Source organism: Pantoea folii, assembly GCF_056678875.1.
On record NZ_JBWXON010000022.1, the window covers coordinates 1 to 19,307 of the forward strand.

The 19,307-nt window shown below is 50.7% G+C and carries 31 protein-coding genes and 1 pseudogene; 6 read left to right on the forward strand and 26 right to left on the reverse strand.

Going from position 1 to position 19,307, the window contains the following annotated elements; all coding sequences use genetic code 11:
- Positions 1 to 236: 236 nt before the first annotated feature.
- Positions 237 to 791, forward strand: a complete 555-nt coding sequence (locus AC1MDE_RS21465) for a gamma carbonic anhydrase family protein (RefSeq protein WP_480345069.1) — start codon at positions 237 to 239, stop codon at positions 789 to 791.
- On the opposite strand, the gene AC1MDE_RS21470 is transcribed toward AC1MDE_RS21465, so the two are convergent.
- From AC1MDE_RS21470 to dprA, 6 genes are read right to left on the reverse strand one after another with little or no spacing between them, the layout of a single operon-like run.
- Positions 767 to 1,015, reverse strand: coding sequence for a DUF1488 family protein (locus AC1MDE_RS21470; RefSeq protein ID WP_480345070.1), 249 nt, complete (start codon positions 1,013 to 1,015; stop codon positions 767 to 769). The two genes, AC1MDE_RS21465 and AC1MDE_RS21470, sit on opposite strands and share 25 nt — an antisense overlap.
- On the reverse strand, positions 1,012 to 1,830 hold the full coding sequence (aroE, locus tag AC1MDE_RS21475) for a shikimate dehydrogenase (RefSeq protein ID WP_097119783.1): 819 nt from the start codon (positions 1,828 to 1,830) through the stop codon (positions 1,012 to 1,014). The genes AC1MDE_RS21470 and aroE overlap by 4 nt, the downstream gene beginning before the upstream one ends.
- A gap of 3 nt (positions 1,831 to 1,833) precedes the next feature.
- A complete protein-coding gene (tsaC, locus tag AC1MDE_RS21480) occupies positions 1,834 to 2,409 on the reverse strand; it encodes an L-threonylcarbamoyladenylate synthase type 1 TsaC (protein WP_045833801.1) in 576 nt (191 codons plus the stop codon).
- Complete coding sequence (locus AC1MDE_RS21485; RefSeq protein WP_072226551.1) at positions 2,406 to 2,960, reverse strand: DNA topoisomerase family protein; 555 nt, start codon at positions 2,958 to 2,960, stop codon at positions 2,406 to 2,408. The genes tsaC and AC1MDE_RS21485 overlap by 4 nt, the downstream gene beginning before the upstream one ends.
- Before the next feature lie 24 nt (positions 2,961 to 2,984).
- On the reverse strand, positions 2,985 to 3,458 hold the full coding sequence (smg, locus tag AC1MDE_RS21490; RefSeq protein ID WP_034830723.1) for a DUF494 family protein Smg: 474 nt from the start codon (positions 3,456 to 3,458) through the stop codon (positions 2,985 to 2,987).
- Entirely contained in the window at positions 3,430 to 4,554 is a 1,125-nt protein-coding gene (gene dprA, locus AC1MDE_RS21495) for a DNA-protecting protein DprA (protein ID WP_479399742.1), read from the reverse strand. The genes smg and dprA overlap by 29 nt, the downstream gene beginning before the upstream one ends.
- A gap of 112 nt (positions 4,555 to 4,666) precedes the next feature.
- On the opposite strand from dprA, the gene def reads away from it, so the two are divergent.
- From def to mscL, 5 genes are all read left to right on the forward strand, one after another.
- Positions 4,667 to 5,179 (forward strand): peptide deformylase, encoded by a 513-nt coding sequence (gene def, locus AC1MDE_RS21500; protein ID WP_034830726.1) that lies wholly within the window; start codon positions 4,667 to 4,669, stop codon positions 5,177 to 5,179.
- 21 nt (positions 5,180 to 5,200) lie between these two features.
- Positions 5,201 to 6,145: a methionyl-tRNA formyltransferase gene (gene fmt / locus AC1MDE_RS21505; RefSeq protein WP_166936294.1), complete on the forward strand. Its 945-nt coding sequence runs from the start codon at positions 5,201 to 5,203 to the stop codon at positions 6,143 to 6,145.
- A 43-nt stretch (positions 6,146 to 6,188) separates the two neighbouring features.
- Positions 6,189 to 7,475 (forward strand): 16S rRNA (cytosine(967)-C(5))-methyltransferase RsmB, encoded by a 1,287-nt coding sequence (rsmB, locus tag AC1MDE_RS21510; RefSeq protein ID WP_058960613.1) that lies wholly within the window; start codon positions 6,189 to 6,191, stop codon positions 7,473 to 7,475.
- A gap of 31 nt (positions 7,476 to 7,506) precedes the next feature.
- Entirely contained in the window at positions 7,507 to 8,883 is a 1,377-nt protein-coding gene (gene trkA / locus AC1MDE_RS21515; RefSeq protein ID WP_034830730.1) for a Trk system potassium transporter TrkA, read from the forward strand.
- 111 nt (positions 8,884 to 8,994) lie between these two features.
- Positions 8,995 to 9,408 (forward strand): large-conductance mechanosensitive channel protein MscL, encoded by a 414-nt coding sequence (gene mscL, locus AC1MDE_RS21520; protein WP_034830732.1) that lies wholly within the window; start codon positions 8,995 to 8,997, stop codon positions 9,406 to 9,408.
- A 38-nt stretch (positions 9,409 to 9,446) separates the two neighbouring features.
- Here the strand turns inward: mscL and AC1MDE_RS21525 are convergent.
- The 20 genes and pseudogenes from AC1MDE_RS21525 to rplN form a co-directional block, all read right to left on the reverse strand.
- A pseudogene (locus AC1MDE_RS21525) lies at positions 9,447 to 9,644 on the reverse strand (alternative ribosome-rescue factor A); the annotation flags it as partial.
- Between the two features lie 50 nt (positions 9,645 to 9,694).
- On the reverse strand, positions 9,695 to 10,132 hold the full coding sequence (gene zntR, locus AC1MDE_RS21530) for a Zn(2+)-responsive transcriptional regulator (protein ID WP_058960612.1): 438 nt from the start codon (positions 10,130 to 10,132) through the stop codon (positions 9,695 to 9,697).
- A gap of 1 nt (position 10,133) precedes the next feature.
- Positions 10,134 to 10,505 (reverse strand): DnaJ family domain-containing protein, encoded by a 372-nt coding sequence (locus AC1MDE_RS21535; protein WP_479399743.1) that lies wholly within the window; start codon positions 10,503 to 10,505, stop codon positions 10,134 to 10,136.
- Positions 10,506 to 10,615: 110 nt separating this feature from the next.
- Positions 10,616 to 11,002: a 50S ribosomal protein L17 gene (gene rplQ / locus AC1MDE_RS21540; protein ID WP_003850180.1), complete on the reverse strand. Its 387-nt coding sequence runs from the start codon at positions 11,000 to 11,002 to the stop codon at positions 10,616 to 10,618.
- Between the two features lie 40 nt (positions 11,003 to 11,042).
- Complete coding sequence (locus AC1MDE_RS21545; protein ID WP_007891688.1) at positions 11,043 to 12,032, reverse strand: DNA-directed RNA polymerase subunit alpha; 990 nt, start codon at positions 12,030 to 12,032, stop codon at positions 11,043 to 11,045.
- A gap of 25 nt (positions 12,033 to 12,057) precedes the next feature.
- A complete protein-coding gene (rpsD, locus tag AC1MDE_RS21550; protein WP_007891687.1) occupies positions 12,058 to 12,678 on the reverse strand; it encodes a 30S ribosomal protein S4 in 621 nt (206 codons plus the stop codon).
- Positions 12,679 to 12,709: 31 nt separating this feature from the next.
- On the reverse strand, positions 12,710 to 13,099 hold the full coding sequence (gene rpsK / locus AC1MDE_RS21555) for a 30S ribosomal protein S11 (protein ID WP_004160563.1): 390 nt from the start codon (positions 13,097 to 13,099) through the stop codon (positions 12,710 to 12,712).
- Positions 13,100 to 13,115: 16 nt separating this feature from the next.
- Complete coding sequence (gene rpsM, locus AC1MDE_RS21560) at positions 13,116 to 13,472, reverse strand: 30S ribosomal protein S13 (protein WP_034830736.1); 357 nt, start codon at positions 13,470 to 13,472, stop codon at positions 13,116 to 13,118.
- Between the two features lie 146 nt (positions 13,473 to 13,618).
- Complete coding sequence (gene rpmJ / locus AC1MDE_RS21565; protein ID WP_004160566.1) at positions 13,619 to 13,735, reverse strand: 50S ribosomal protein L36; 117 nt, start codon at positions 13,733 to 13,735, stop codon at positions 13,619 to 13,621.
- 32 nt (positions 13,736 to 13,767) lie between these two features.
- Positions 13,768 to 15,099: a preprotein translocase subunit SecY gene (secY, locus tag AC1MDE_RS21570; RefSeq protein WP_007891686.1), complete on the reverse strand. Its 1,332-nt coding sequence runs from the start codon at positions 15,097 to 15,099 to the stop codon at positions 13,768 to 13,770.
- A gap of 7 nt (positions 15,100 to 15,106) precedes the next feature.
- Complete coding sequence (rplO, locus tag AC1MDE_RS21575; protein WP_034830738.1) at positions 15,107 to 15,541, reverse strand: 50S ribosomal protein L15; 435 nt, start codon at positions 15,539 to 15,541, stop codon at positions 15,107 to 15,109.
- Positions 15,542 to 15,544: 3 nt separating this feature from the next.
- On the reverse strand, positions 15,545 to 15,724 hold the full coding sequence (rpmD, locus tag AC1MDE_RS21580; protein ID WP_021186404.1) for a 50S ribosomal protein L30: 180 nt from the start codon (positions 15,722 to 15,724) through the stop codon (positions 15,545 to 15,547).
- A gap of 5 nt (positions 15,725 to 15,729) precedes the next feature.
- Entirely contained in the window at positions 15,730 to 16,230 is a 501-nt protein-coding gene (rpsE, locus tag AC1MDE_RS21585) for a 30S ribosomal protein S5 (protein ID WP_007891679.1), read from the reverse strand.
- Positions 16,231 to 16,244: 14 nt separating this feature from the next.
- The gene (gene rplR, locus AC1MDE_RS21590; protein WP_008104733.1) at positions 16,245 to 16,598 is read right to left on the reverse strand and encodes a 50S ribosomal protein L18; all 354 of its coding nucleotides are present in this window, start codon (positions 16,596 to 16,598) and stop codon (positions 16,245 to 16,247) included.
- A 9-nt stretch (positions 16,599 to 16,607) separates the two neighbouring features.
- A complete protein-coding gene (rplF, locus tag AC1MDE_RS21595; RefSeq protein ID WP_038644335.1) occupies positions 16,608 to 17,141 on the reverse strand; it encodes a 50S ribosomal protein L6 in 534 nt (177 codons plus the stop codon).
- Positions 17,142 to 17,153: 12 nt separating this feature from the next.
- A complete protein-coding gene (rpsH, locus tag AC1MDE_RS21600) occupies positions 17,154 to 17,546 on the reverse strand; it encodes a 30S ribosomal protein S8 (protein ID WP_007891668.1) in 393 nt (130 codons plus the stop codon).
- Positions 17,547 to 17,578: 32 nt separating this feature from the next.
- Positions 17,579 to 17,884, reverse strand: coding sequence for a 30S ribosomal protein S14 (rpsN, locus tag AC1MDE_RS21605; protein WP_006120592.1), 306 nt, complete (start codon positions 17,882 to 17,884; stop codon positions 17,579 to 17,581).
- Between the two features lie 14 nt (positions 17,885 to 17,898).
- Positions 17,899 to 18,438 carry a 50S ribosomal protein L5 gene (gene rplE / locus AC1MDE_RS21610; RefSeq protein WP_013510763.1) on the reverse strand — a complete coding sequence of 180 codons (540 nt, stop codon included), beginning with the start codon at positions 18,436 to 18,438 and terminating at the stop codon, positions 17,899 to 17,901.
- Between the two features lie 14 nt (positions 18,439 to 18,452).
- The gene (gene rplX, locus AC1MDE_RS21615) at positions 18,453 to 18,767 is read right to left on the reverse strand and encodes a 50S ribosomal protein L24 (protein WP_034830741.1); all 315 of its coding nucleotides are present in this window, start codon (positions 18,765 to 18,767) and stop codon (positions 18,453 to 18,455) included.
- A gap of 10 nt (positions 18,768 to 18,777) precedes the next feature.
- Positions 18,778 to 19,149 carry a 50S ribosomal protein L14 gene (gene rplN / locus AC1MDE_RS21620; protein WP_006120590.1) on the reverse strand — a complete coding sequence of 124 codons (372 nt, stop codon included), beginning with the start codon at positions 19,147 to 19,149 and terminating at the stop codon, positions 18,778 to 18,780.
- Between the last annotated feature and the right edge of the window lie 158 nt (positions 19,150 to 19,307).

A 19,307-nucleotide genomic window follows, 5' to 3' on the forward strand; every position in this document is an offset into this window, starting at 1 on the left:
CGGGATGAATTTCTTCACTCCCTGCTGAGCCGTCTGCGTTGCCGCTTTGCCGTCTCAGTGGTGGCGCATTATAGGGATCCGATTTTTTTGCACAACCCCTTTTTTCGATCTTTTTAATCGACTGGCGAGTTTTCAATCTTTTCGCTGAGATCGCGAGCGATCCGCTCAAAATTCATCTTGTTTGCCAGCCTGATAAGCCGCAGGCTAGGGGTATAAAGTGCAAAAGGAGAAAGATCATGTCTGTAGCCCTACGACCTTATAAGAACCATTTTCCAGAAATCGGCGATCGCGTAATGATCGATCGCAGTAGCGTGGTGGTGGGTGAAGTGCTGCTCGCCGACGATGTCAGCATCTGGCCACTGGTTGCTATCCGCGGTGATGTGAACAAAGTCGTGATAGGTAAAAGAAGCAATATTCAGGACGGCAGCGTTTTGCACGTCACGCATAAATCCACCAGCAACCCGGAAGGGCACCCTTTAGTGATTGGTGAAGACGTGACTGTAGGCCATAAAGCAATGCTGCACGGCTGTCATATCAGCGATCGCGTGCTGGTTGGAATGGGATCGATTTTGCTGGATGGCGTGTTTGTTGAAGAGGATGTCATGATCGGAGCGGGTAGTCTGGTTCCGCCGGGTAAAAGACTGGAGAGCGGCTATCTCTATTTAGGCAGCCCGGTTAAACAGATCCGCCCATTAAGTGAGGCGGAAATCGCAGGTCTACTCTATTCATCTAACAATTATGTTGGCTGGAAAGATGAATACCTCGCTCAGGAGAGCCAGATCCAACCTTGATCATCGATCTCATCCTGCCGGATAAGCGCTTCCGCTTCTTCTTCCAAATCCCAGCGATGCGCGCTAAACAGCGCCATCACTGCACCCGTTCCGAATCGATCCTGTAATGCGTCGGGCTTGATGGCACAAGTTAACCCCATTCCTTGCACCAACACCGGAAAGACGATCGCTTCTCGTTCCTCGTCCCAACTTTCACGATCGGGAAAATGGATCGCCTGATTCACTCCTTCATGGCCTGCTTTAATTGAGCAATAACGGGGGTAATTTCTGGCATCACGCCATGCCATAATTGGAAAGCATGTGCCGCCTGCCCCACCAGCATGCCCAATCCATCTGCCAGCTGACCCGCACCGTGCTGCTGACACCACAACAAGAATGGCGTCAGCCCTTGCTGATAGAACATGTCGTAGCAGCGTGTTTGCGGGGTGATCAATGAGTCTGGCAACGGCGGCACTTTACCCTCAACGCCACTGGAAGTTGCATTGATGATCAGATCAAATGCCTGGCCGGAGAGCTCAGCAAAGCTGCTCGCCTGGATATCCCCACTATGCTGGAAGATATTTGCCAATTCTTCAGCGCGGGCAACCGTTCGGTTGACCACTACCACTGAACATCCAAAAGAAAGCAGGGGAAGGATCACACCACGAGCCGCACCACCGGCTCCCACCAGTAAAATGCGGTCACCAGAACGGATCAAATTCAATCGTTCCAGATCGCTTAGCAGGCCAATCCCATCGGTATTATCACCAAAGATCGAGCCATCTGCCTTTTTCTTTAATGTGTTAACCGCCCCAGATAAGGCTGCACGTTCACTGAGTTCATCGGCCAGTTCCCACGCCTGTTGTTTAAACGGCAGTGTGACATTTGCACCTTTTCCACCGACAGTAAAAAAGTCGCTAATTGACTGAGGAAACCCCTCCAGCGGTGCACAAACCCGGCCATAAGAGTGCGCGATTCCTGTCTGCTCTGCAAAGAGGCTATGAATGAAAGGTGACTTACTGTGTGCAATGGGATGACCAAAAACGGCGAAGTGTTCCATAAATTAACCCTGACGAATTAGTTCGCCGCTGATAACGTCGCGAATTTCAGAAGGATTTAGCCGCCCGCCCGTTGCAGCATGCAACACGGGGAATTGAGCACCGAATTGCTGTGCAACTTCATCAGCATTGCGGCACGGCGCCTCGCCGGAGAGATTGGCGCTGGTAGACACCAATGGTTTGCCGAAGCCACGGCAAAGAGCCTGCACATCCGGATGATCGCTAACGCGGATAGCCAGCGAATCGAAACGTCCTGTTAACCAGCGTGGCGTATGCGGTGTTGTCGGAACAACATAAGTCACCGGCCCTGGCCAGCTAGCAAACATGCGCTCACGCTGTAGCACCGTGAGTTCGCGATCGGCAATGTAGGGTTCCAGTTGCGCATAATCTGCTGCAATCAGGATAAGCCCTTTCTCAACCGGACGCTGTTTGAGCGCCAGTAAGGCCATGACGGCGCTTTCGCTATCGGGATCGCAACCTAAACCAAACACCGCTTCGGTTGGATAGGCAATAACGGCCTGCTGTTGTAGTTGCTCGATGCAAAATTCGAGACTTCCGGGGACATACGCTTTTTGCTTCATGATCGTTCTTCGTCCTGGGCGATGAGCTTGCCACAGCGTTTGCTGGCGCATAAGCGCTTCATGCCTTGTGCGGTTTTCTTCTCTATTAATAAGGGAAACTGGCAATGCGGGCAGATACCTTCAACTGGCGTTGCATTGATTGCAAATTGGCAATCGGGGTAACGGTCGCAGGAGTGAAAGGTTTTGCCATAGCGCGAACGGCGCTGAACCAGCTTTCCGTTCTGACATTGGGGACAGGCAATCGCGGTCTCGTCGGGCTTATCGATAGTTTCAGTGTAATCACATTCCGGATAGTGGCTACAACCAACAAACATCCCAAATCGCCCCTGACGCAGAACTTTATCTGCGCCGCACTGAGGACACGCGTGCCCTTCCAGCACTTTAACGATATGCCCATCGGCCTGATTTTTCAGGGGACGAACATAATCACAGGTTGGATAATTCACACAGCCAAGAAACGGGCCGTGTTTACCACTGCGTATCACTAAATCTGCCCCGCAAGCGGGGCAGGGATCGTGTTTACGCACAGAAAATAGTGCTGATTTACTCATATTTCCGGATGCATTAATCGCAAATTAATGCAGCATACCTTCATTGACGTCGAATAACAGTTCTTCCATCTGCTGATAAGCGTTTTCACATCCAGGGATGTTAAACAGCACCATCAGCACCACCCATTTGAGATCTTCAAGATCAAATTCCTGAGTATCAAGAGCCGTGACCCGTTCGATGACCATCTCGCGCGTTTCCATATTCAGCACCTGAACTTGTTCCAGGAACAAAATAAAACCGCGACAATCAGCATCAAGACGCTGGCATTCCTCGTCCGTATAAATTCGCATTGAGAGCGGATCTGCGGCCAATTGTACAGGCGCCACCAGACCATCCTGATAGTCCGCTAAACGTTCAAGCCAATTCAACGCATTGTAGATATCTTCACGATGAAAACCCGCATCGGCCAAATCATCGGTCAATTTATCCTGGTCAACACGCATTTCAGCTTCGTTGTGGATATAGGTCTCAAACAAGTACATAAGTACGTCGAACATGGCATGCCCTCCTCAATCGGACATAGCCGCCGGGTACAGCTGCGATCCATCCTGCTAACTCCAGCTCCAGCAACTGGGCTGCGATAACTGGCACAGGTTGGCCGGCACGTTCAGCGACGACGTCAACAGGTGTAACCTCATCACCTACGTTAGCCAACACGCTTGCAAATGGCAATGGAACATCGTCACTGTCTTGTGAATATATTGTTTCTGAAGTGGTGGCCGGCAGCCATTGCAATGTGGAATGCAAATCTTCAAGGATGTTATTTGGATGGGCAACCAACAGTGCCCCCTGCTGAATCAACCAATGCGTACCTTCACTGCCATCATTACCCAATGCTCCGGGTAATGCATAAACATTGCGGTTTTGTTCCAGCGCGCAGCGAGCCGTGACCAGCGAACCGCTTTTCAGTGAAGCCTCAACGACCAGCACTCCCTGACTTAACCCACTGATGATGCGGTTACGGCGCGGAAAATTCACCGCATGTGGCGCCATATCAAGAGGAAATTCAGAGACTAAAGCCCCTTCGTTATCCATGATCGCCTGCGCCAGCGACTGATGGCTTTTGGGGTAGATATGTTGCAACCCGCTGCCCAGCACTGCGATTGTTTTTCCACTTGCGTCCAAGGCTGCACGGTGTGCAACGCCATCAATACCGCGAGCCAGCCCGCTAGTGATGGTCAACCCACTGAGTGCAAGTTGCTGTGTAAACCATGTGCCCCACTCTTTGCCATAGTGGGAACAGTGCCGACTGCCCACCACAGCTAATTGCTGTGACTGTAAAACGGAGAGGTGCCCAGCCACATAGAGCAATGAGGGGCGTTGACTGATTTCAGCCAGGGGGCCCGGATAATCAGCATCTATGCAGGAGACTAAATGATGATGAGGTTGATCCAACCACTGGAACGTGCGCGCCAGTTGCCGTGGGCAATAATCGTTAAACTGTTGGCGCTGCAATTCATTCAAACCATGGCTGTGCAGTAATTCGTCATCTACAGCAGCAGCGCTTTGCAAACTCCGTGCAAGATCCACCACACGATGCCGGCGCAGGCCTTTAACATTTGCCAGCCTGAGTATCCCTTCCACTCGCTCCACGCGTCCTTCCTTAAGCCCGCTCACATGCGGTGCAATGCTGTCAATCAGGCCACAAAAAGTCTATAATATGAGGTAGTAATCTTTTCTTTAACGCATACAGATCTGGATATTTATGTCAGTTTTGCAGGTATTACATTTCCCTGATGATCGCCTTCGCAAAATCGCTGCGCCGGTGGCTACCGTAAACGCAGACGTTCAGCGCATTGTCGATGACATGTTTGAAACCATGTACGCCGAAGAAGGCATTGGCTTAGCGGCCACTCAGGTCGACATTCATCAACGCATCATTGTTATCGATGTTTCTGAAAATCGAGACGAACGTCTGGTGTTAATTAACCCGGAACTGCTGGAAAAAAGCGGTGAAACCGGTATTGAAGAGGGCTGCCTCTCAATCCCTGAACAGCGTGCCTTTGTCCCGCGTGCGGAATGGGTCAAAGTCCGTGCGCAGGATCGTGACGGTAAGAGCTTCGAGCTGGAAACGGATGGTCTGCTGGCGATTTGTATCCAGCATGAAATCGATCATCTGGATGGCAAGCTGTTTATCGATTATCTGTCGCCGCTGAAGCGTCAGCGCATCAAACAGAAACTGGAAAAGCTGGCCCGCATGAACGCACGCGAAGCCTGAGTACTAACAGAAGGTTAAACTGTGTCTGCATCGCTAAAAATTATCTTTGCCGGTACACCTGACTTTGCAGCGCGTCATCTCGACGCGCTGCTTGCTTCTGAGCATCAGGTAGTTGGCGTATTTACTCAGCCCGACCGTCCATCAGGACGCGGTAATAAACTCACTCCAGGCCCTGTCAAAGTGTTGGCACAGGCACACGATGTTCCCGTGTTCCAGCCAAAATCGCTAAAACCTGAAGATAATCAGCAACTGGTTGCTGACTTGCAAGCCGATATCATGGTAGTGGTGGCTTATGGCCTGATTCTGCCGAAGGCGGTTCTCGATATGCCGCGACTCGGTTGCATCAATGTCCATGGTTCACTGTTGCCACGCTGGCGCGGCGCTGCGCCCATTCAGCGTTCGCTCTGGGCTGGCGACAGCGAAACCGGCGTGACCATTATGCAGATGGATGTGGGTCTGGATACGGGTGACATGCTGCATAAGCTCTCCTGTCCTATCACGCCTGAAGACACCAGCGCATCACTGTATGACAAGCTGGCCGAGCTTGGGCCACAAGGTATGCTGGATACACTCGATCTGCTTGCGAGCGGCAAAGCTCAGCCTGAAGTACAGGATGAAGCGCTGGTTTCTTACGCTGAGAAGTTGAGTAAAGAAGAGGCGCGTCTTGATTGGTCACTTTCTGCTGCACAGCTTGAGCGCTGCATTCGTGCCTTCAATCCCTGGCCGGTGAGTTTCTTCCTGATCGAGGATCAACCCGTCAAAGTGTGGCAGGCTAGCGTTCTACCTCATCAGAATAAACAGCCGGGCGAAGTCATCCATGCTGATAAAAATGGCATTCAGATTGCCACCGCTGACGGCGTACTCAATCTACTTTCGCTGCAGCCTGCGGGTAAGAAAGCCATGTCCGCGCAAGATCTGCTGAATTCGCGTCGTGAATGGTTTGCCACTGGCACCCTTCTGGCCTGATCTCCAGCCCGGTTTAACCGGGCTTTTTGTTTGATGAATGAATATGAAAAAAGCAACTAACCTGCGTAGTCTCGCCGCGCAACTGATTGAACGCGTGGTAGATAAAGGTGAATCGCTCAGTGCCATTCTGCCTGGCGCGCAAAAAACATTGGCTGATAAAGATGGCGCGCTGTTGCAGGAACTCTGCTTTGGCGTAATGCGCACTCTGCCACAACTGGAAGCGCTGATTGGCAAACTGATGGAGCGCACGTTAACAGGAAAGCAGCGCGTACTGCATTACCTGATAATGGTTGGGTTGTATCAGTTGCTGTACACGCGCGTGCCAGCACATGCCGCACTGGCGGAAACGGTTGCCGGTGCAGAAGTCCTGAAGCGTACGGCGCTGAAGGGATTGATTAATGGTGTGCTGCGTCAGTTCCAGCGTCAGCAAGAGGAACTGGTTGCTGCAGTGGATCAAGGCCCACAGCGCTACTGGCATCCCGGTTGGTTGCTTAAGCGTTTGCAGACAGCCTGGCCAGATCGTTGGCAGCAGATCGTTGACGCCAATAATCAGCGTCCGCCGATGTGGTTGCGAGTCAATCGCCAGCACCATAGCCGTGATGCGTGGCTGAACCTGTTGCAGGCTGAAGATAAAGCAGCCTTCCCCGCCGATGCGCCGGATGCTCTGCGTCTTGAATCCCCTGCTCCTGTCAGTCAGTTACCGGGCTTCGATCAAGGATGGGTGACAGTACAAGATTTGTCTGCACAGCGCTGTGCTCTGCTGCTTGAGCCACAAAATAATGAAGCCATTCTCGATCTCTGCGCAGCGCCTGGCGGCAAGACCACGCATATTCTGGAAATCGCCCCTCAGGCAAAGGTGCTGGCCGTGGATATTGATCAACAACGTTTGACTCGCGTGCATGAAAATCTGCAGCGCCTGGGTATGCAAGCCGAAGTGCGTCAGGGCGATGGCCGGACACCTGCAGAGTGGTGCGGCGACCAGCAATTTGACCGTATTCTGCTGGATGCACCTTGTTCTGCAACCGGAGTGATTCGACGTCACCCTGATATCAAATGGTTGCGCCGCGATCGTGATATCCCAGAACTGGCTGCACTGCAGCGCGAAATCCTCAATGCAGTTTGGCCACGTTTAAAATCCGGCGGCACGATGATTTACGCGACTTGCTCGATCCTGCCCGAAGAAAACCATCAGCAGATCGCGGCCTTTCTAGCTGAGCACGATGATGCCGCCGCTGAGCAACTGCCCGAAGGCCAAATCAACGGATGGCAAGTCTTCCCGAGCGTTGATGGCGGTGACGGATTCTTTTACGCTAAGTTGATAAAGAAATAGTGCGGCGCATTCTGACAAGAGCGATTCAACGATGAAAATTATTATCCTCGGCGCCGGGCAGGTTGGCGGCACGCTTGCTGAAAACCTGGTGGGCGAAAATAACGACATCACTGTTGTTGATACGGATGCCACCCGTCTGCGCGCGTTGCAGGACAAATTTGACCTGCGCGTGGTGCACGGCCATGGTTCCCATCCACGTATATTGCGTGAAGCCGGTGCTGAAGATGCCGATATGCTGGTTGCTGTCACCAGTTCCGACGAAACCAACATGATTGCCTGTCAGATTGCCTATTCGCTTTTCAATACGCCGAACCGAATTGCCCGTATTCGCGCGGCGGAATATTTGCGCGATGCCGAAAAGCTGTTTGTACCGGAAGCCGTACCTATCGATCATTTGATTTCACCGGAACAGTTGGTTATCGACAACATCTATCGCCTGATTCAGTATCCTGGCGCATTGCAGGTAGTTAACTTTGCCGAAGGAAAAGTGAGCCTTGCAGTAGTTAAAGCCTATTACGGTGGGCCACTGGTCGGTAACCCGTTGTCCATTTTGCGTGAACATATGCCGCATATTGATACACGCGTAGCGGCTATTTTCCGTCAGGATCGCCCTATTCGCCCTCAGGGTTCCACGATCGTCGAAGCGGGTGATGAAGTCTTCTTTATTGCCGCGAGCCAGCATATTCGCGCGGTAATGAGCGAAATGCAGCGCCTTGAGAAACCCTACAAGCGCATTATGCTGGTCGGCGGCGGCAACATCGGTTTTGGTTTGGCCCAGCGGTTGGAAAAACAGTACAGCGTGAAGTTGATTGAACGTAATCAACAACGCGCAGCAGAACTGGCTGAGCGTCTGCACGACACCGTGGTGTTTTATGGTGATGCTTCAGATCAGGAATTGCTCGCCGAAGAACATGTGGATCAGGTGGATCTTTTCATCGCCGTCACCAATGACGACGAAGCCAACATTATGTCGGCCATGCTCGCAAAGAAGATGGGAGCGAAAAAGGTCATGGTTTTGATCCAGCGTCGTGCTTATGTCGATCTGGTTCAGGGTAGCGTGATCGATATTGCCATCTCTCCGCAGCAGGCCACCATTTCCGCCCTACTTGGTCACGTGCGCAAGGCAGATATTGTTGGCGTCTCCTCACTGCGACGTGGCATTGCCGAAGCCATTGAAGCTATTGCGCACGGTGAAGAGACCACTTCCCGCGTAGTGGGTCGTTTAATTGAAGATATCAAACTACCGCCGGGTACGATTATTGGCGCTGTCGTACGTGGCGATGAAGTGATCATTGCTAACGACAACGTACGTATTGAACAGGGCGATCATGTCATTATGTTCCTGACAGATAAGAAGTTTGTCCCAGATGTTGAACGTCTCTTCCAGCCAAGTCCTTTCTTCCTCTAAATCGCCGCGGGCGTTTGCCCGCCGTGATGATTTTGCTTAATCCGCTGTTATCATGGCAATTGCACAAAGGTTTGTTAGACTTTAGCCATTGGCCAAGGCAAGGAGATAACAATGAGTTTATTCAAAGAGTTTCGTGATTTTGCAATGCGTGGAAACGTGGTGGATTTGGCAGTTGGTGTGATTATCGGTGCCGCTTTCGGCAAGATTGTTTCATCACTGGTCGCGAATATCATCATGCCACCACTGGGATTACTGATTGGCGGAGTCGATTTTAAACAGTTTAAGTGGGTCCTAAAACCGGCCGAGGGTGATGTACCTGCTGTCGTAATGGAATACGGTAACTTTATTCAAACCATTTTTGATTTTGTCATCGTCGCCTTTGCCATCTTTATGGCCATTAAGCTGATGAATAAGCTGTATCAGAAGAAAGAAGTTGAAAAACCAGCGCCAAAACCAACCAACGAAGAAGTGTTGCTCACTGAAATTCGCGATCTGTTGAAACAGCAGAACAGCGATAAACTGTGATAAAAAAGCCGCCAAGTCCAGGCGGCTTTTTTGTCTGTAAAGCAGAAGGCCAGTGATAAACTTTTCTGCTTATCACTGGCCTCCCAGCTTCTACCCTTCGCATGTTTATCTTTACGTCGGTAGCTGCCTTTCCCTTTCTGATTCTGTTCAACTCGCTGACGAAACAGCGGATCATGTAACAGTGCCTCCAAAGCGTTATCGTTAATCTTGCCTTTGCGATGCTGATAGCGACTCATAGTGTCCTCCGGTTAATAATGGCGCAACTATAGGCTTTCCTGAGTGAAATTCAATCCTTGCTACAACAAATTTCCACCTGCGGCTCTTCACCTTTTTCCAGCGCTTCAAGAATAGAACAGCAGGCGCTGCTATGTAGATCCCCGCAACAGGTCGCGGCTAAACGTTCTAATGAGCGCTGAATGGTTTGCAACTCGGCAATCATGCCATTCACTTCATCCAGACGCCTGGCCACGATCGCTTTGGACTCCTGACAGGTATGGTGCTCGGGATCGATACGGATCGATAATAAACCGCGGATCGAATCCAGGCTGAAACCGAGCTGACGCCCATAGCGGATAAAGCGTAAGCGCTGAAGATCATCATCATTATAGAGACGGAATCCGCCTTCAGTGCGAATCTCATGATCCATCATTTGCTGCTTTTCATAAAAACGTATGGTGTCAGGCGTAACGTCAGCAAGTTTAGCCAGCTGGCCAATTTTATACATGTTACTTCTCCTGAAGCATGCGGTGCAGAATGGCACCGCCATATTCACCACGTAAAAAATCTGTGCTCATTCCGGCCTGCTGTAACTTCATCTCCAGCAGGGTTAATCTTTTTTTGAGTTCACTGGCTTGATGGTCGTCAGGATCCAAAAGCTGTAAAAGATCGTTGAGTTGCACAGCTTCGCGGCGCATTTCAAGTTCAGGGGGTAAAAAACCTGAGTTTTTCAGTAATCGATATGCCGTACGTAACTCAGGCGGCACGCCACTTTCGTCTTCGAGCTGTAAAGGTGCACCTTCACCTGGTAGATTACTCAATTCACCTTTTTCCTGCGCGGCGCGTATCTGCTGTTCTACCAGCTGGTCAATTAACCACATAATGAACCTCTACGACTTACAACAGCGTTCAGCATAGCGAAAGATGGGGGAGATGGGGAATTGGAGGCAATAAAAAACCCGCCGAAGCGGGTTTTCTACGTTACTGCAAATTACTCTGCAGCAGCTTCTGCTTGAGCTTCTGGACGATCAACCAGCTCGATGTAAGCCATCGGAGCGTTGTCACCAGCACGGAAGCCACACTTCAGAATACGAGTGTAACCACCGGCACGGCTCGCGAAACGCGGGCCCAGCTCGTTAAACAGTTTTGCCACGATCTCGTTATCACGAGTGCGGGCGAATGCCAGACGACGATTAGCTACGCTGTCGGTCTTGGCAAGAGTAATCAGCGGCTCAACTACGCGACGCAGTTCTTTGGCTTTCGGCAGAGTCGTTTTGATGATCTCGTGACGAACCAGAGAACCGGCCATGTTGCGGAACATAGCCTGACGATGGCTGCTGTTGCGGTTCAGTTGACGACCACTCTTACGATGGCGCATGACCTTATCCTTCTCAGTGAAACCTTAACCTGTGATCTGATTATTCATCAGCAATGCTTGCTGGTGGCCAGTTTTCCAGGCGCATGCCCAGAGACAAACCACGTGAAGCGAGCACATCTTTAATCTCAGTAAGAGATTTTTTACCAAGGTTAGGCGTTTTAAGCAGCTCAACCTCGGTACGCTGTACCAGATCACCGATGTAGTGGATAGCTTCTGCCTTGAGGCAGTTAGCAGAGCGGACAGTCAATTCCAGATCGTCAACAGGGCGCAGCAGGATCGGATCGAATTCTGGTTTCTCTTCTTTCACTTCCGGCTGACGTACATCACGTAAGTCAACGAAAGCTTCCAGTTGTTCTGCCAGGATGGTAGCCGCACGACGAATCGCCTCTTCAGGATCGATTGTGCCGTTGGTTTCCATTTCGATGACCAGCTTGTCCAGGTCGGTGCGCTGTTCTACACGCGCTGCTTCAACATTGTAGGCGATACGGTCTACAGGGCTGTAGCAAGCGTCAACCAACAGACGGCCGATTGGGCGCTCATCTTCTTCCGAATGAATTCGGGCAGAAGCCGGCACATAACCACGACCACGCTGAACTTTGATACGCATGCTAATAGATGCGTTTTCATCGGTCAGATGGCAGATCACATGCTGTGGCTTGACGATTTCGACATCACCGTCGTGGGTGATATCGGCTGCAGTCACAGGGCCAATGCCAGATTTATTCAAAGTAAGGATGACTTCATCTTTACCCTGAACTCTTACCGCCAGCCCTTTCAGATTGAGCAGGATTTCCAGGATATCTTCCTGTACGCCCTCTTTGGTGGAGTACTCGTGGAGCACGCCATCGATCTCAACCTCGGTCACCGCGCAACCCGGCATGGAAGAAAGCAGAATACGGCGCAGTGCGTTGCCAAGAGTATGGCCAAAGCCACGCTCTAACGGCTCAAGGGTCACCTTGGCGTGCGTCGAACTCACTTGCTCGATATCTACCAGGCGCGGTTTTAGAAACTCTGTCACAGAACCCTGCATTGTGTCCTCTCTTTGGTACTAAGCTTTACTTAGAGTAAAGCTCGACGATCAGGTGTTCGTTAATGTCCGCAGACAGATCAGTACGTTCAGGAATACGCTTGAACACACCTTCCATCTTAGTCGCATCAACTTCCAGCCAGGTTGGCTTTTCACGCTGCTCAGCCAGCTCCAGAGCGGCCTTCACGCGAGATTGCTGTTTGGCTTTCTCACGGATGCTAACGACATCATTCGGAGATACCTGATAAGAAGCGATGTTAACAACGCGACCGTTCACCAGGATAGATTTATGGCTAACCAGCTGACGTGCTTCTGCACGAGTGGCACCAAAGCCCATACGGTAAACAACGTTATCCAGACGACCTTCCAGCAGAGCCAACAGGTTTTCACCGGTGTTGCCTTTCAGACGTGCTGCTTCTTTGTAGTAGTTACGGAACTGACGCTCAAGCACGCCGTACATACGACGAACTTTCTGCTTCTCACGTAACTGACCGCCGTAGTCAGACAGACGCGGTTTACGCGCACCGTGCTGGCCAGGTGGTTGTTCAATTTTGCACTTGGTATCGATCGCGCGAACGCCAGACTTAAGGAATAAGTCGGTGCCCTCACGACGGCTCAGCTTGAGCTTAGGACCCAAATATCTTGCCATTTTCTTTCTCCAACTAACCTAAAAACGGGCGTTAAACGCGACGTTTTTTCGGCGGACGACAACCGTTGTGAGGGATTGGAGTCACATCAGTAATATTAGTGATGCGGAAACCAGCAGCGTTCAGAGCACGAATTGTTGATTCGCGACCTGGACCTGGACCCTTAACCATAACTTCCAGATTCTTAATACCGTAATCTTTCACTGCTTCTGCACAGCGCTCTGCAGCTACCTGAGCAGCAAACGGAGTAGATTTACGTGAACCGCGGAAACCGGAACCACCGGCGGTTGCCCAACCCAGTGCGTTACCCTGACGATCAGTGATGGTAACGATGGTGTTGTTAAAAGATGCATGGACATGAGCCACGCCATCTGAGACTTGCTTTCTTACACGCTTGCGTGCACGAACTGGTGCCTTTGCCATTATTTACTCACCCCGATTATTTCTTGATCGGTTTACGCGGACCCTTACGGGTACGTGCATTGGTCTTAGTACGCTGACCGCGAACTGGCAGACCACGACGATGGCGTAAACCACGATAGCAACCAAGGTCCATCAGACGCTTGATGCTCAGGGTGATTTCACGGCGCAGATCACCTTCAACAACGAATTTACCAACTGCTTCACGCAGCTGTTCAATTTGTTCTTCAGACAGCTCTCTGATCTTAACATTTTCAGCGATACCCGTTGAAGCGCAGATGGCTTTAGAACGGGTCTTGCCGATACCGAAGATCGAAGTTAATGCGATTACGGTATGTTTTTGATCAGGAATGTTAATGCCTGCTATACGGGCCACTATGCACTCCTATAATTAAATAAATGCGTCCCATGCTGAAAAGCCCGTTTTCAGGATACTCAAATGGTAACGCATCGACATACAAAAGATTGGCTGGCTAATCTAGCCAGCTCAACCCGACTTTGCAAGAAAAATATGTGACAATATCAGCCTTGGCGCTGTTTATGCTTTGGCTCGGCGCTGCAAATCACACGTACGACACCGTCGCGGCGGATGATTTTGCAGTTACGACATAATTTCTTGACGGAAGCACGAACTTTCATTTTTACTCTCCGTAACTTCTCAAGCGCCTGAATTAACGGCCGTAGCCTTTCAGGTTTGCTTTCTTCAATGCAGACTCATACTGACTCGACATCATCAGAGTTTGCACTTGAGCCATAAAGTCCATGATGACAACCACTACGATAAGCAGCGATGTGCCGCCAAAGTAGAAGGGAACCTTCATGGCATCACGCATGAACTCCGGGATCAGGCAGATAAAGGTAATGTACAGTGCGCCGATTAAGGTCAAACGTGTCATTACTTTATCGATATACTTCGCCGTTTGCTCTCCCGGACGAATTCCCGGTACGAATGCTCCAGACTTCTTCAAGTTATCAGCTGTTTCACGTGGGTTGAAAACCAACGCCGTGTAGAAGAAACAGAAGAAGATGATTGCAGTCGCATAGAGTAGCACATAAAGCGGCTGTCCTGGTTGCAAATACAGCGAAATTGTTGTCAGCCAGTTCCAACCGGTTCCGCCCCCGAACCATGACGCGATGGTTGCTGGGAACAGAATAATGCTGGAAGCAAAGATAGCCGGAATTACACCCGCCATATTCACTTTCAACGGTAAATGTGTGCTCTGTGCAGCATATACACGACGACCTTGCTGACGTTTAGCGTAGTTGACCACAATGCGGCGCTGGCCACGCTCAACGAAAATAACAAAGAACGTCACTGCAAATACAAGAACTGCAACCAACAGCAACAGGAGGAAGTGCAGGTCACCTTGCCGCGCTTGCTCGATGGTATGGCCAATGGCCGGCGGGAGACCCGCAACAATACCTGCGAAGATAATGATCGAGATACCGTTACCGATACCTCGTTCAGTAATCTGTTCGCCCAGCCACATCAGGAACATTGTCCCGGTAACCAGACTTACAACAGCGGTAAAGTAGAATGCGAAACCTGGATTCATTACCAGGCCTTGCATTCCAGGCATATTCGGCAGACCGGTAGCAATACCGATCGACTGGAATACAGCCAGAACCAGGGTGCCATAGCGAGTGTACTGGCTAATCTTACGACGACCAGCTTCACCCTCTTTCTTAATCTCGGCCAACGCGGGATGAACCACCGTCAGCAACTGGATAATAATAGAGGCCGAAATATACGGCATAATACCCAGTGCGAAGATTGAGGCACGACTGAGAGCACCACCAGAGAACATGTTGAACATTTCAATGATGGTGCCACGCTGTTGCTCAAGCAGTTTGGCAAGTACAGTGGCATCGATACCAGGGATTGGAATAAAAGAGCCAATACGGAAGACAATCAGTGCACCGATAACAAACAAAAGTCTGCGCTTCAGTTCACCAAAGCCACCTTTGGCACTTTGAAAATCTAATCCCGGTTGCTTTGCCATCTGCTACTTATTCCTCGATTTTACCGCCAGCAGCTTCGATTGCAGCACGCGCACCTTTAGTGACACGCAGACCACGAATCGTTACCGGTGCAGAAACTTCACCAGACAGAATCACTTTCGCGAACTCGATCTGAACACCGATGATGTTGGCTGCTTTCAGAGTATTCAGGTCAACAATACCGCCTTCAACTTTCGCCAGGTCAGACAGACGAACTTCTGCAGTGACCATTGCTTTGCGAGAGGTGAAACCGAATTTCGGCAGACGACGATACAGAGGCATCTGACCACCCTCGAAACCGCGACGTACGCCACCGCCAGAACGAGAGTTCTGACCTTTGTGACCACGACCACCGGTTTTACCGAGGCCAGAACCGATACCACGACCCAGACGCTTAGAAGCGTGTTTAGACCCTTCGGCCGGAGACAGAGTGTTTAAGCGCATCTCTTACTCCTCCACTTTCAGCATGTAGGAAATCGCGTTAACCATACCGCGCACTGCTGGCGTGTCTTCACGCTCAACGGTATGACCAATACGACGCAGACCCAAGCCAACCAGAGTGGCTTTGTGCTTAGGCAGGCGGCCGATTGAACTGCGGGTTTGTGTAATTTTAATAGTCTTAGCCATCGTGATTACCCCAGAATTTCTTCAACGGATTTACCACGCTTGGCAGCGACCATTTCTGGAGAATTCATATTGCCCAGGCCATCGATAGTTGCACGAACCACGTTAATCGGGTTAGTAGAACCATACGCTTTAGCCAGAACGTTATGCACTCCAGCAACTTCTAAAACAGCGCGCATTGCACCGCCGGCGATGATACCGGTACCTTCAGAAGCTGGCTGCATGAACACACGAGAACCCGTGTGAGCACCTTTAACAGGGTGCTGCAGGGTGCCGTGAGTCAGCGCGACGTTAATCATGTTGCGACGGGCTTTTTCCATCGCTTTCTGGATCGCTGCTGGAACTTCACGCGCTTTACCGTAACCAAAACCAACGCGGCCGTTACCATCACCCACTACAGTCAGTGCGGTGAAGGAGAAAATACGACCACCTTTTACAGTTTTAGATACACGGTTTACCGCGATCAGTTTTTCCTGCAGTTCGCCAGCTTGTTTCTCGATGTTTGACATCTTAGACCTCTACCTTAGAACTGAAGGCCAGCTTCACGGGCAGCATCTGCCAGTGCCTGGACACGACCATGATATTGGAACCCGGAACGGTCGAAAGAAACATTAGTAATGCCTTTCTCGACAGCGCGCTCAGCCAGAGCTTTACCTACAGCTGCAGCAGCGTCTTTGTTACCGGTGTACTTCAGTTGTTCGGCAATAGCTTTTTCTACAGTAGAAGCAGCAACCAGAACTTCGGAACCGTTCGGGGCGATCACCTGTGCGTAAATATGACGCGGGGTACGATGTACCACCAGGCGAGTAGCACCCAGCTCTTTGAGCTTGCGACGTGCACGGGTCGCACGACGGATACGAGCAGATTTCTTATCCATAGTGTTACCTTACTTCTTCTTAGCCTCTTTGGTACGCACGACTTCGTCGGCGTAACGAACACCCTTGCCTTTGTAAGGCTCAGGACGACGGTAGGCGCGCAGATCCGCTGCAACCTGACCAATCAGCTGTTTATCAGCGCCTTTCAGCACGATCTCAGTCTGAGTTGGACATTCAGCAGTGATGCCGGCCGGCAGTGCATGGTCAACAGGGTGAGAGAAGCCCAGGGCCAAGCTCACAGAGTTGCCTTTAACAGCTGCACGATAACCAACACCAACCAGTTGCAGCTTCTTGGTGAAGCCTTCGGTAACACCGATAACCATGCCGTTCAGCAGCGCACGAGCAGTACCTGCCTGTGCCCAAGCGTCCGAGAAGCCTTCGCGTGGAGCGAAAGTCAGGGCGTTGTCTGCATGCTTAACTTCTACAGCACTGTTGATAGTACGAGTCAGCTCGCCGTTTTTGCCTTTGATCGAAATTTCCTGACCGTTGAGTTTTACCTCTACGCCCGCAGGAACAACGACAGGTGCTTTTGCAACACGAGACATTTTATCCTCCGATTACGCTACGTAGCAGATAATTTCGCCACCAAGACCAGCCTGGCGCGCTGCACGATCAGTCATGACACCTTTAGAGGTAGAGATTACAGCGATGCCCAGACCAGCCATTACTTTTGGCAGCTCATCTTTTTTCTTATAGATGCGCAGACCTGGACGGCTAACACGCTGAATGCTCTCTACCACAGCCTTACCCTGGAAATACTTTAAAGTAACTTCCAGCTCAGACTTGATGTCGCCTTCGATTTTAAAATCTTCAATGTAGCCTTCTTCCTTCAGCACGTTGGCAATTGCCACTTTCAGCTTGGAGGAAGGCATAGAGACCGCAACTTTGTTCGCGGCCTGACCGTTACGGATACGGGTCAGCATATCCGCGATCGGATCTTGCATGCTCATCTGTGTTACTCCCGTGATTCAAATGGTGACAATTACCAGCTAGCCTTTTTCAGACCCGGGATTTCACCGCGCATTGCGGCTTCACGGACCTTGATACGGCTCAACCCAAACTTCCGCAGGAAACCGTGCGGACGACCTGTCTGACGGCAGCGGTTACGCTGACGGGAAGGGCTGGAATCACGCGGCAGACTCTGCAGCTTGAGAACGGCATCCCAACGATCTTCGTCGGATGCGTTCACATCAGAAATGATCGCTTTCAGTTCTGCGCGCTTAGCGAAGAACTTGTCTGCTAATTTCACACGCTTTACTTCGCGTGCTTTCATCGATTGCTTAGCCATTAAGTAACCCTACCTTACTTGCGGAACGGGAAGTCAAAGGCAGCCAGCAGAGCACGGCCTTCATCATCAGATTTCGCAGTAGTGGTAATGGTAATATCCAAACCACGAACGCGATCGACTTTGTCATAATCGATTTCTGGGAAGATGATCTGCTCACGAACGCCCATGCTGTAGTTACCGCGACCATCGAAAGACTTAGCAGACAAGCCGCGGAAGTCACGAATACGTGGTACAGCAATAGTGATCAGGCGCTCAAAGAACTCCCACATGCGCTCGCCGCGCAGAGTTACTTTACAGCCGATCGGATAGCCCTGACGGATTTTGAAGCCTGCAACTGATTTGCGTGCTTTGGTGATCAACGGTTTTTGACCGGAGATTGCTGCCAGGTCAGCTGCTGCGTTATCCAGCAGTTTCTTGTCAGCGATCGCTTCACCAACACCCATGTTCAGGGTGATCTTCTCGACCCGAGGGACTTGCATGACAGAATTGTAGCCGAACTCAGTCATGAGTTTCTGGACTACTTCGTCTTTGTAGTAATCATGCAGTTTCGCCATCGTACTACTCCAAATTACTTGATAGTTTCGCTATTAGACTTGAAGAAACGGACTTTTTTGCCTTCTTCGAATCTAAAGCCTACACGGTCAGCCTTGCCGGTTGCCGCATTGAAGATTGCAACGTTAGAAACCTGAATAGCAGCTTCTTTTTCAACGATGCCGCCTGGTTGGTTCAGAGCCGGAACCGGCTTCTGGTGTTTCTTAACCAGGTTGATACCTTCAACGATGACCTTACCAGAAGTCAGGACATTCTTTACTTTACCGCGTTTACCTTTGTCTTTACCGGTAATCACGATAACTTCGTCGTTACGACGGATTTTCGCTGCCATTGCTCGCTCCTTAGAGTACTTCTGGTGCCAGAGAGATAATTTTCATGAACTTTTCAGTACGAAGTTCACGAGTTACCGGCCCAAAAATACGCGTACCGATAGGCTGCTCGCTGTTATTGTTTAAAATAACGCATGCATTACCATCGAAGCGAATGACAGAACCGTCCGGGCGACGAACACCCTTCCTGGTGCGCACCACTACCGCCTTCAGGACATCACCTTTCTTAACTTTACCGCGAGGAATTGCTTCCTTGATGGTAACTTTAATGATGTCGCCGACGCCTGCGTAGCGACGGTGCGAGCCACCCAGAACCTTGATACACATTACGCGACGTGCACCGGAGTTGTCGGCGACGTTCAGCATAGTCTGTTCTTGGATCATTTTAGTGCTCCGCTAATGTCAACTACTACTTCGGGACCCAAACCTCAGGTCGTTAAAAAGCCCCATAATTGAGGGCGCGGCATTATAACACCGGTTCTCGCAGATGGGTAGAAAAAATGAACGGCTCAGACGAGCCGTTCATTTTATTTTTTAGAGGA

Coding starts and splice junctions, on each gene's coding strand:
- rplO (WP_034830738.1), bottom strand. CDS start 15,541: ATGCGCTTAAACACTCTGTCTCCGGCCGAAGGGTCTAAACACGCTTCT.
- AC1MDE_RS21535 (WP_479399743.1), bottom strand. CDS start 10,505: ATGTGGTTAATTGACCAGCTGGTAGAACAGCAGATACGCGCCGCGCAG.
- rsmB (WP_058960613.1), top strand. CDS start 6,189: ATGAAAAAAGCAACTAACCTGCGTAGTCTCGCCGCGCAACTGATTGAA.
- tsaC (WP_045833801.1), bottom strand. CDS start 2,409: ATGAAGCAAAAAGCGTATGTCCCCGGAAGTCTCGAATTTTGCATCGAG.
- rplN (WP_006120590.1), bottom strand. CDS start 19,149: ATGATCCAAGAACAGACTATGCTGAACGTCGCCGACAACTCCGGTGCA.
- rpsK (WP_004160563.1), bottom strand. CDS start 13,099: ATGGCAAAGGCACCAGTTCGTGCACGCAAGCGTGTAAGAAAGCAAGTC.
- rpsE (WP_007891679.1), bottom strand. CDS start 16,230: ATGTCAAACATCGAGAAACAAGCTGGCGAACTGCAGGAAAAACTGATC.
- AC1MDE_RS21465 (WP_480345069.1), top strand. CDS start 237: ATGTCTGTAGCCCTACGACCTTATAAGAACCATTTTCCAGAAATCGGC.
- rpsN (WP_006120592.1), bottom strand. CDS start 17,884: ATGGCTAAGCAATCGATGAAAGCACGCGAAGTAAAGCGTGTGAAATTA.
- zntR (WP_058960612.1), bottom strand. CDS start 10,132: ATGTATAAAATTGGCCAGCTGGCTAAACTTGCTGACGTTACGCCTGAC.
- def (WP_034830726.1), top strand. CDS start 4,667: ATGTCAGTTTTGCAGGTATTACATTTCCCTGATGATCGCCTTCGCAAA.
- rpmJ (WP_004160566.1), bottom strand. CDS start 13,735: ATGAAAGTTCGTGCTTCCGTCAAGAAATTATGTCGTAACTGCAAAATC.
- rpmD (WP_021186404.1), bottom strand. CDS start 15,724: ATGGCTAAGACTATTAAAATTACACAAACCCGCAGTTCAATCGGCCGC.
- secY (WP_007891686.1), bottom strand. CDS start 15,099: ATGGCAAAGCAACCGGGATTAGATTTTCAAAGTGCCAAAGGTGGCTTT.
- rpsH (WP_007891668.1), bottom strand. CDS start 17,546: ATGAGCATGCAAGATCCGATCGCGGATATGCTGACCCGTATCCGTAAC.
- AC1MDE_RS21545 (WP_007891688.1), bottom strand. CDS start 12,032: ATGCAGGGTTCTGTGACAGAGTTTCTAAAACCGCGCCTGGTAGATATC.
- AC1MDE_RS21485 (WP_072226551.1), bottom strand. CDS start 2,960: ATGAGTAAATCAGCACTATTTTCTGTGCGTAAACACGATCCCTGCCCC.
- rplE (WP_013510763.1), bottom strand. CDS start 18,438: ATGGCGAAACTGCATGATTACTACAAAGACGAAGTAGTCCAGAAACTC.
- rplX (WP_034830741.1), bottom strand. CDS start 18,767: ATGGCAGCGAAAATCCGTCGTAACGACGAAGTTATCGTGATTACCGGT.
- smg (WP_034830723.1), bottom strand. CDS start 3,458: ATGTTCGACGTACTTATGTACTTGTTTGAGACCTATATCCACAACGAA.
- rplF (WP_038644335.1), bottom strand. CDS start 17,141: ATGTCTCGTGTTGCAAAAGCACCTGTCGTTGTTCCTGCGGGCGTAGAG.
- rpsD (WP_007891687.1), bottom strand. CDS start 12,678: ATGGCAAGATATTTGGGTCCTAAGCTCAAGCTGAGCCGTCGTGAGGGC.
- rplR (WP_008104733.1), bottom strand. CDS start 16,598: ATGGATAAGAAATCTGCTCGTATCCGTCGTGCGACCCGTGCACGTCGC.
- aroE (WP_097119783.1), bottom strand. CDS start 1,830: ATGGAACACTTCGCCGTTTTTGGTCATCCCATTGCACACAGTAAGTCA.
- rplQ (WP_003850180.1), bottom strand. CDS start 11,002: ATGCGCCATCGTAAGAGTGGTCGTCAACTGAACCGCAACAGCAGCCAT.
- trkA (WP_034830730.1), top strand. CDS start 7,507: ATGAAAATTATTATCCTCGGCGCCGGGCAGGTTGGCGGCACGCTTGCT.
- mscL (WP_034830732.1), top strand. CDS start 8,995: ATGAGTTTATTCAAAGAGTTTCGTGATTTTGCAATGCGTGGAAACGTG.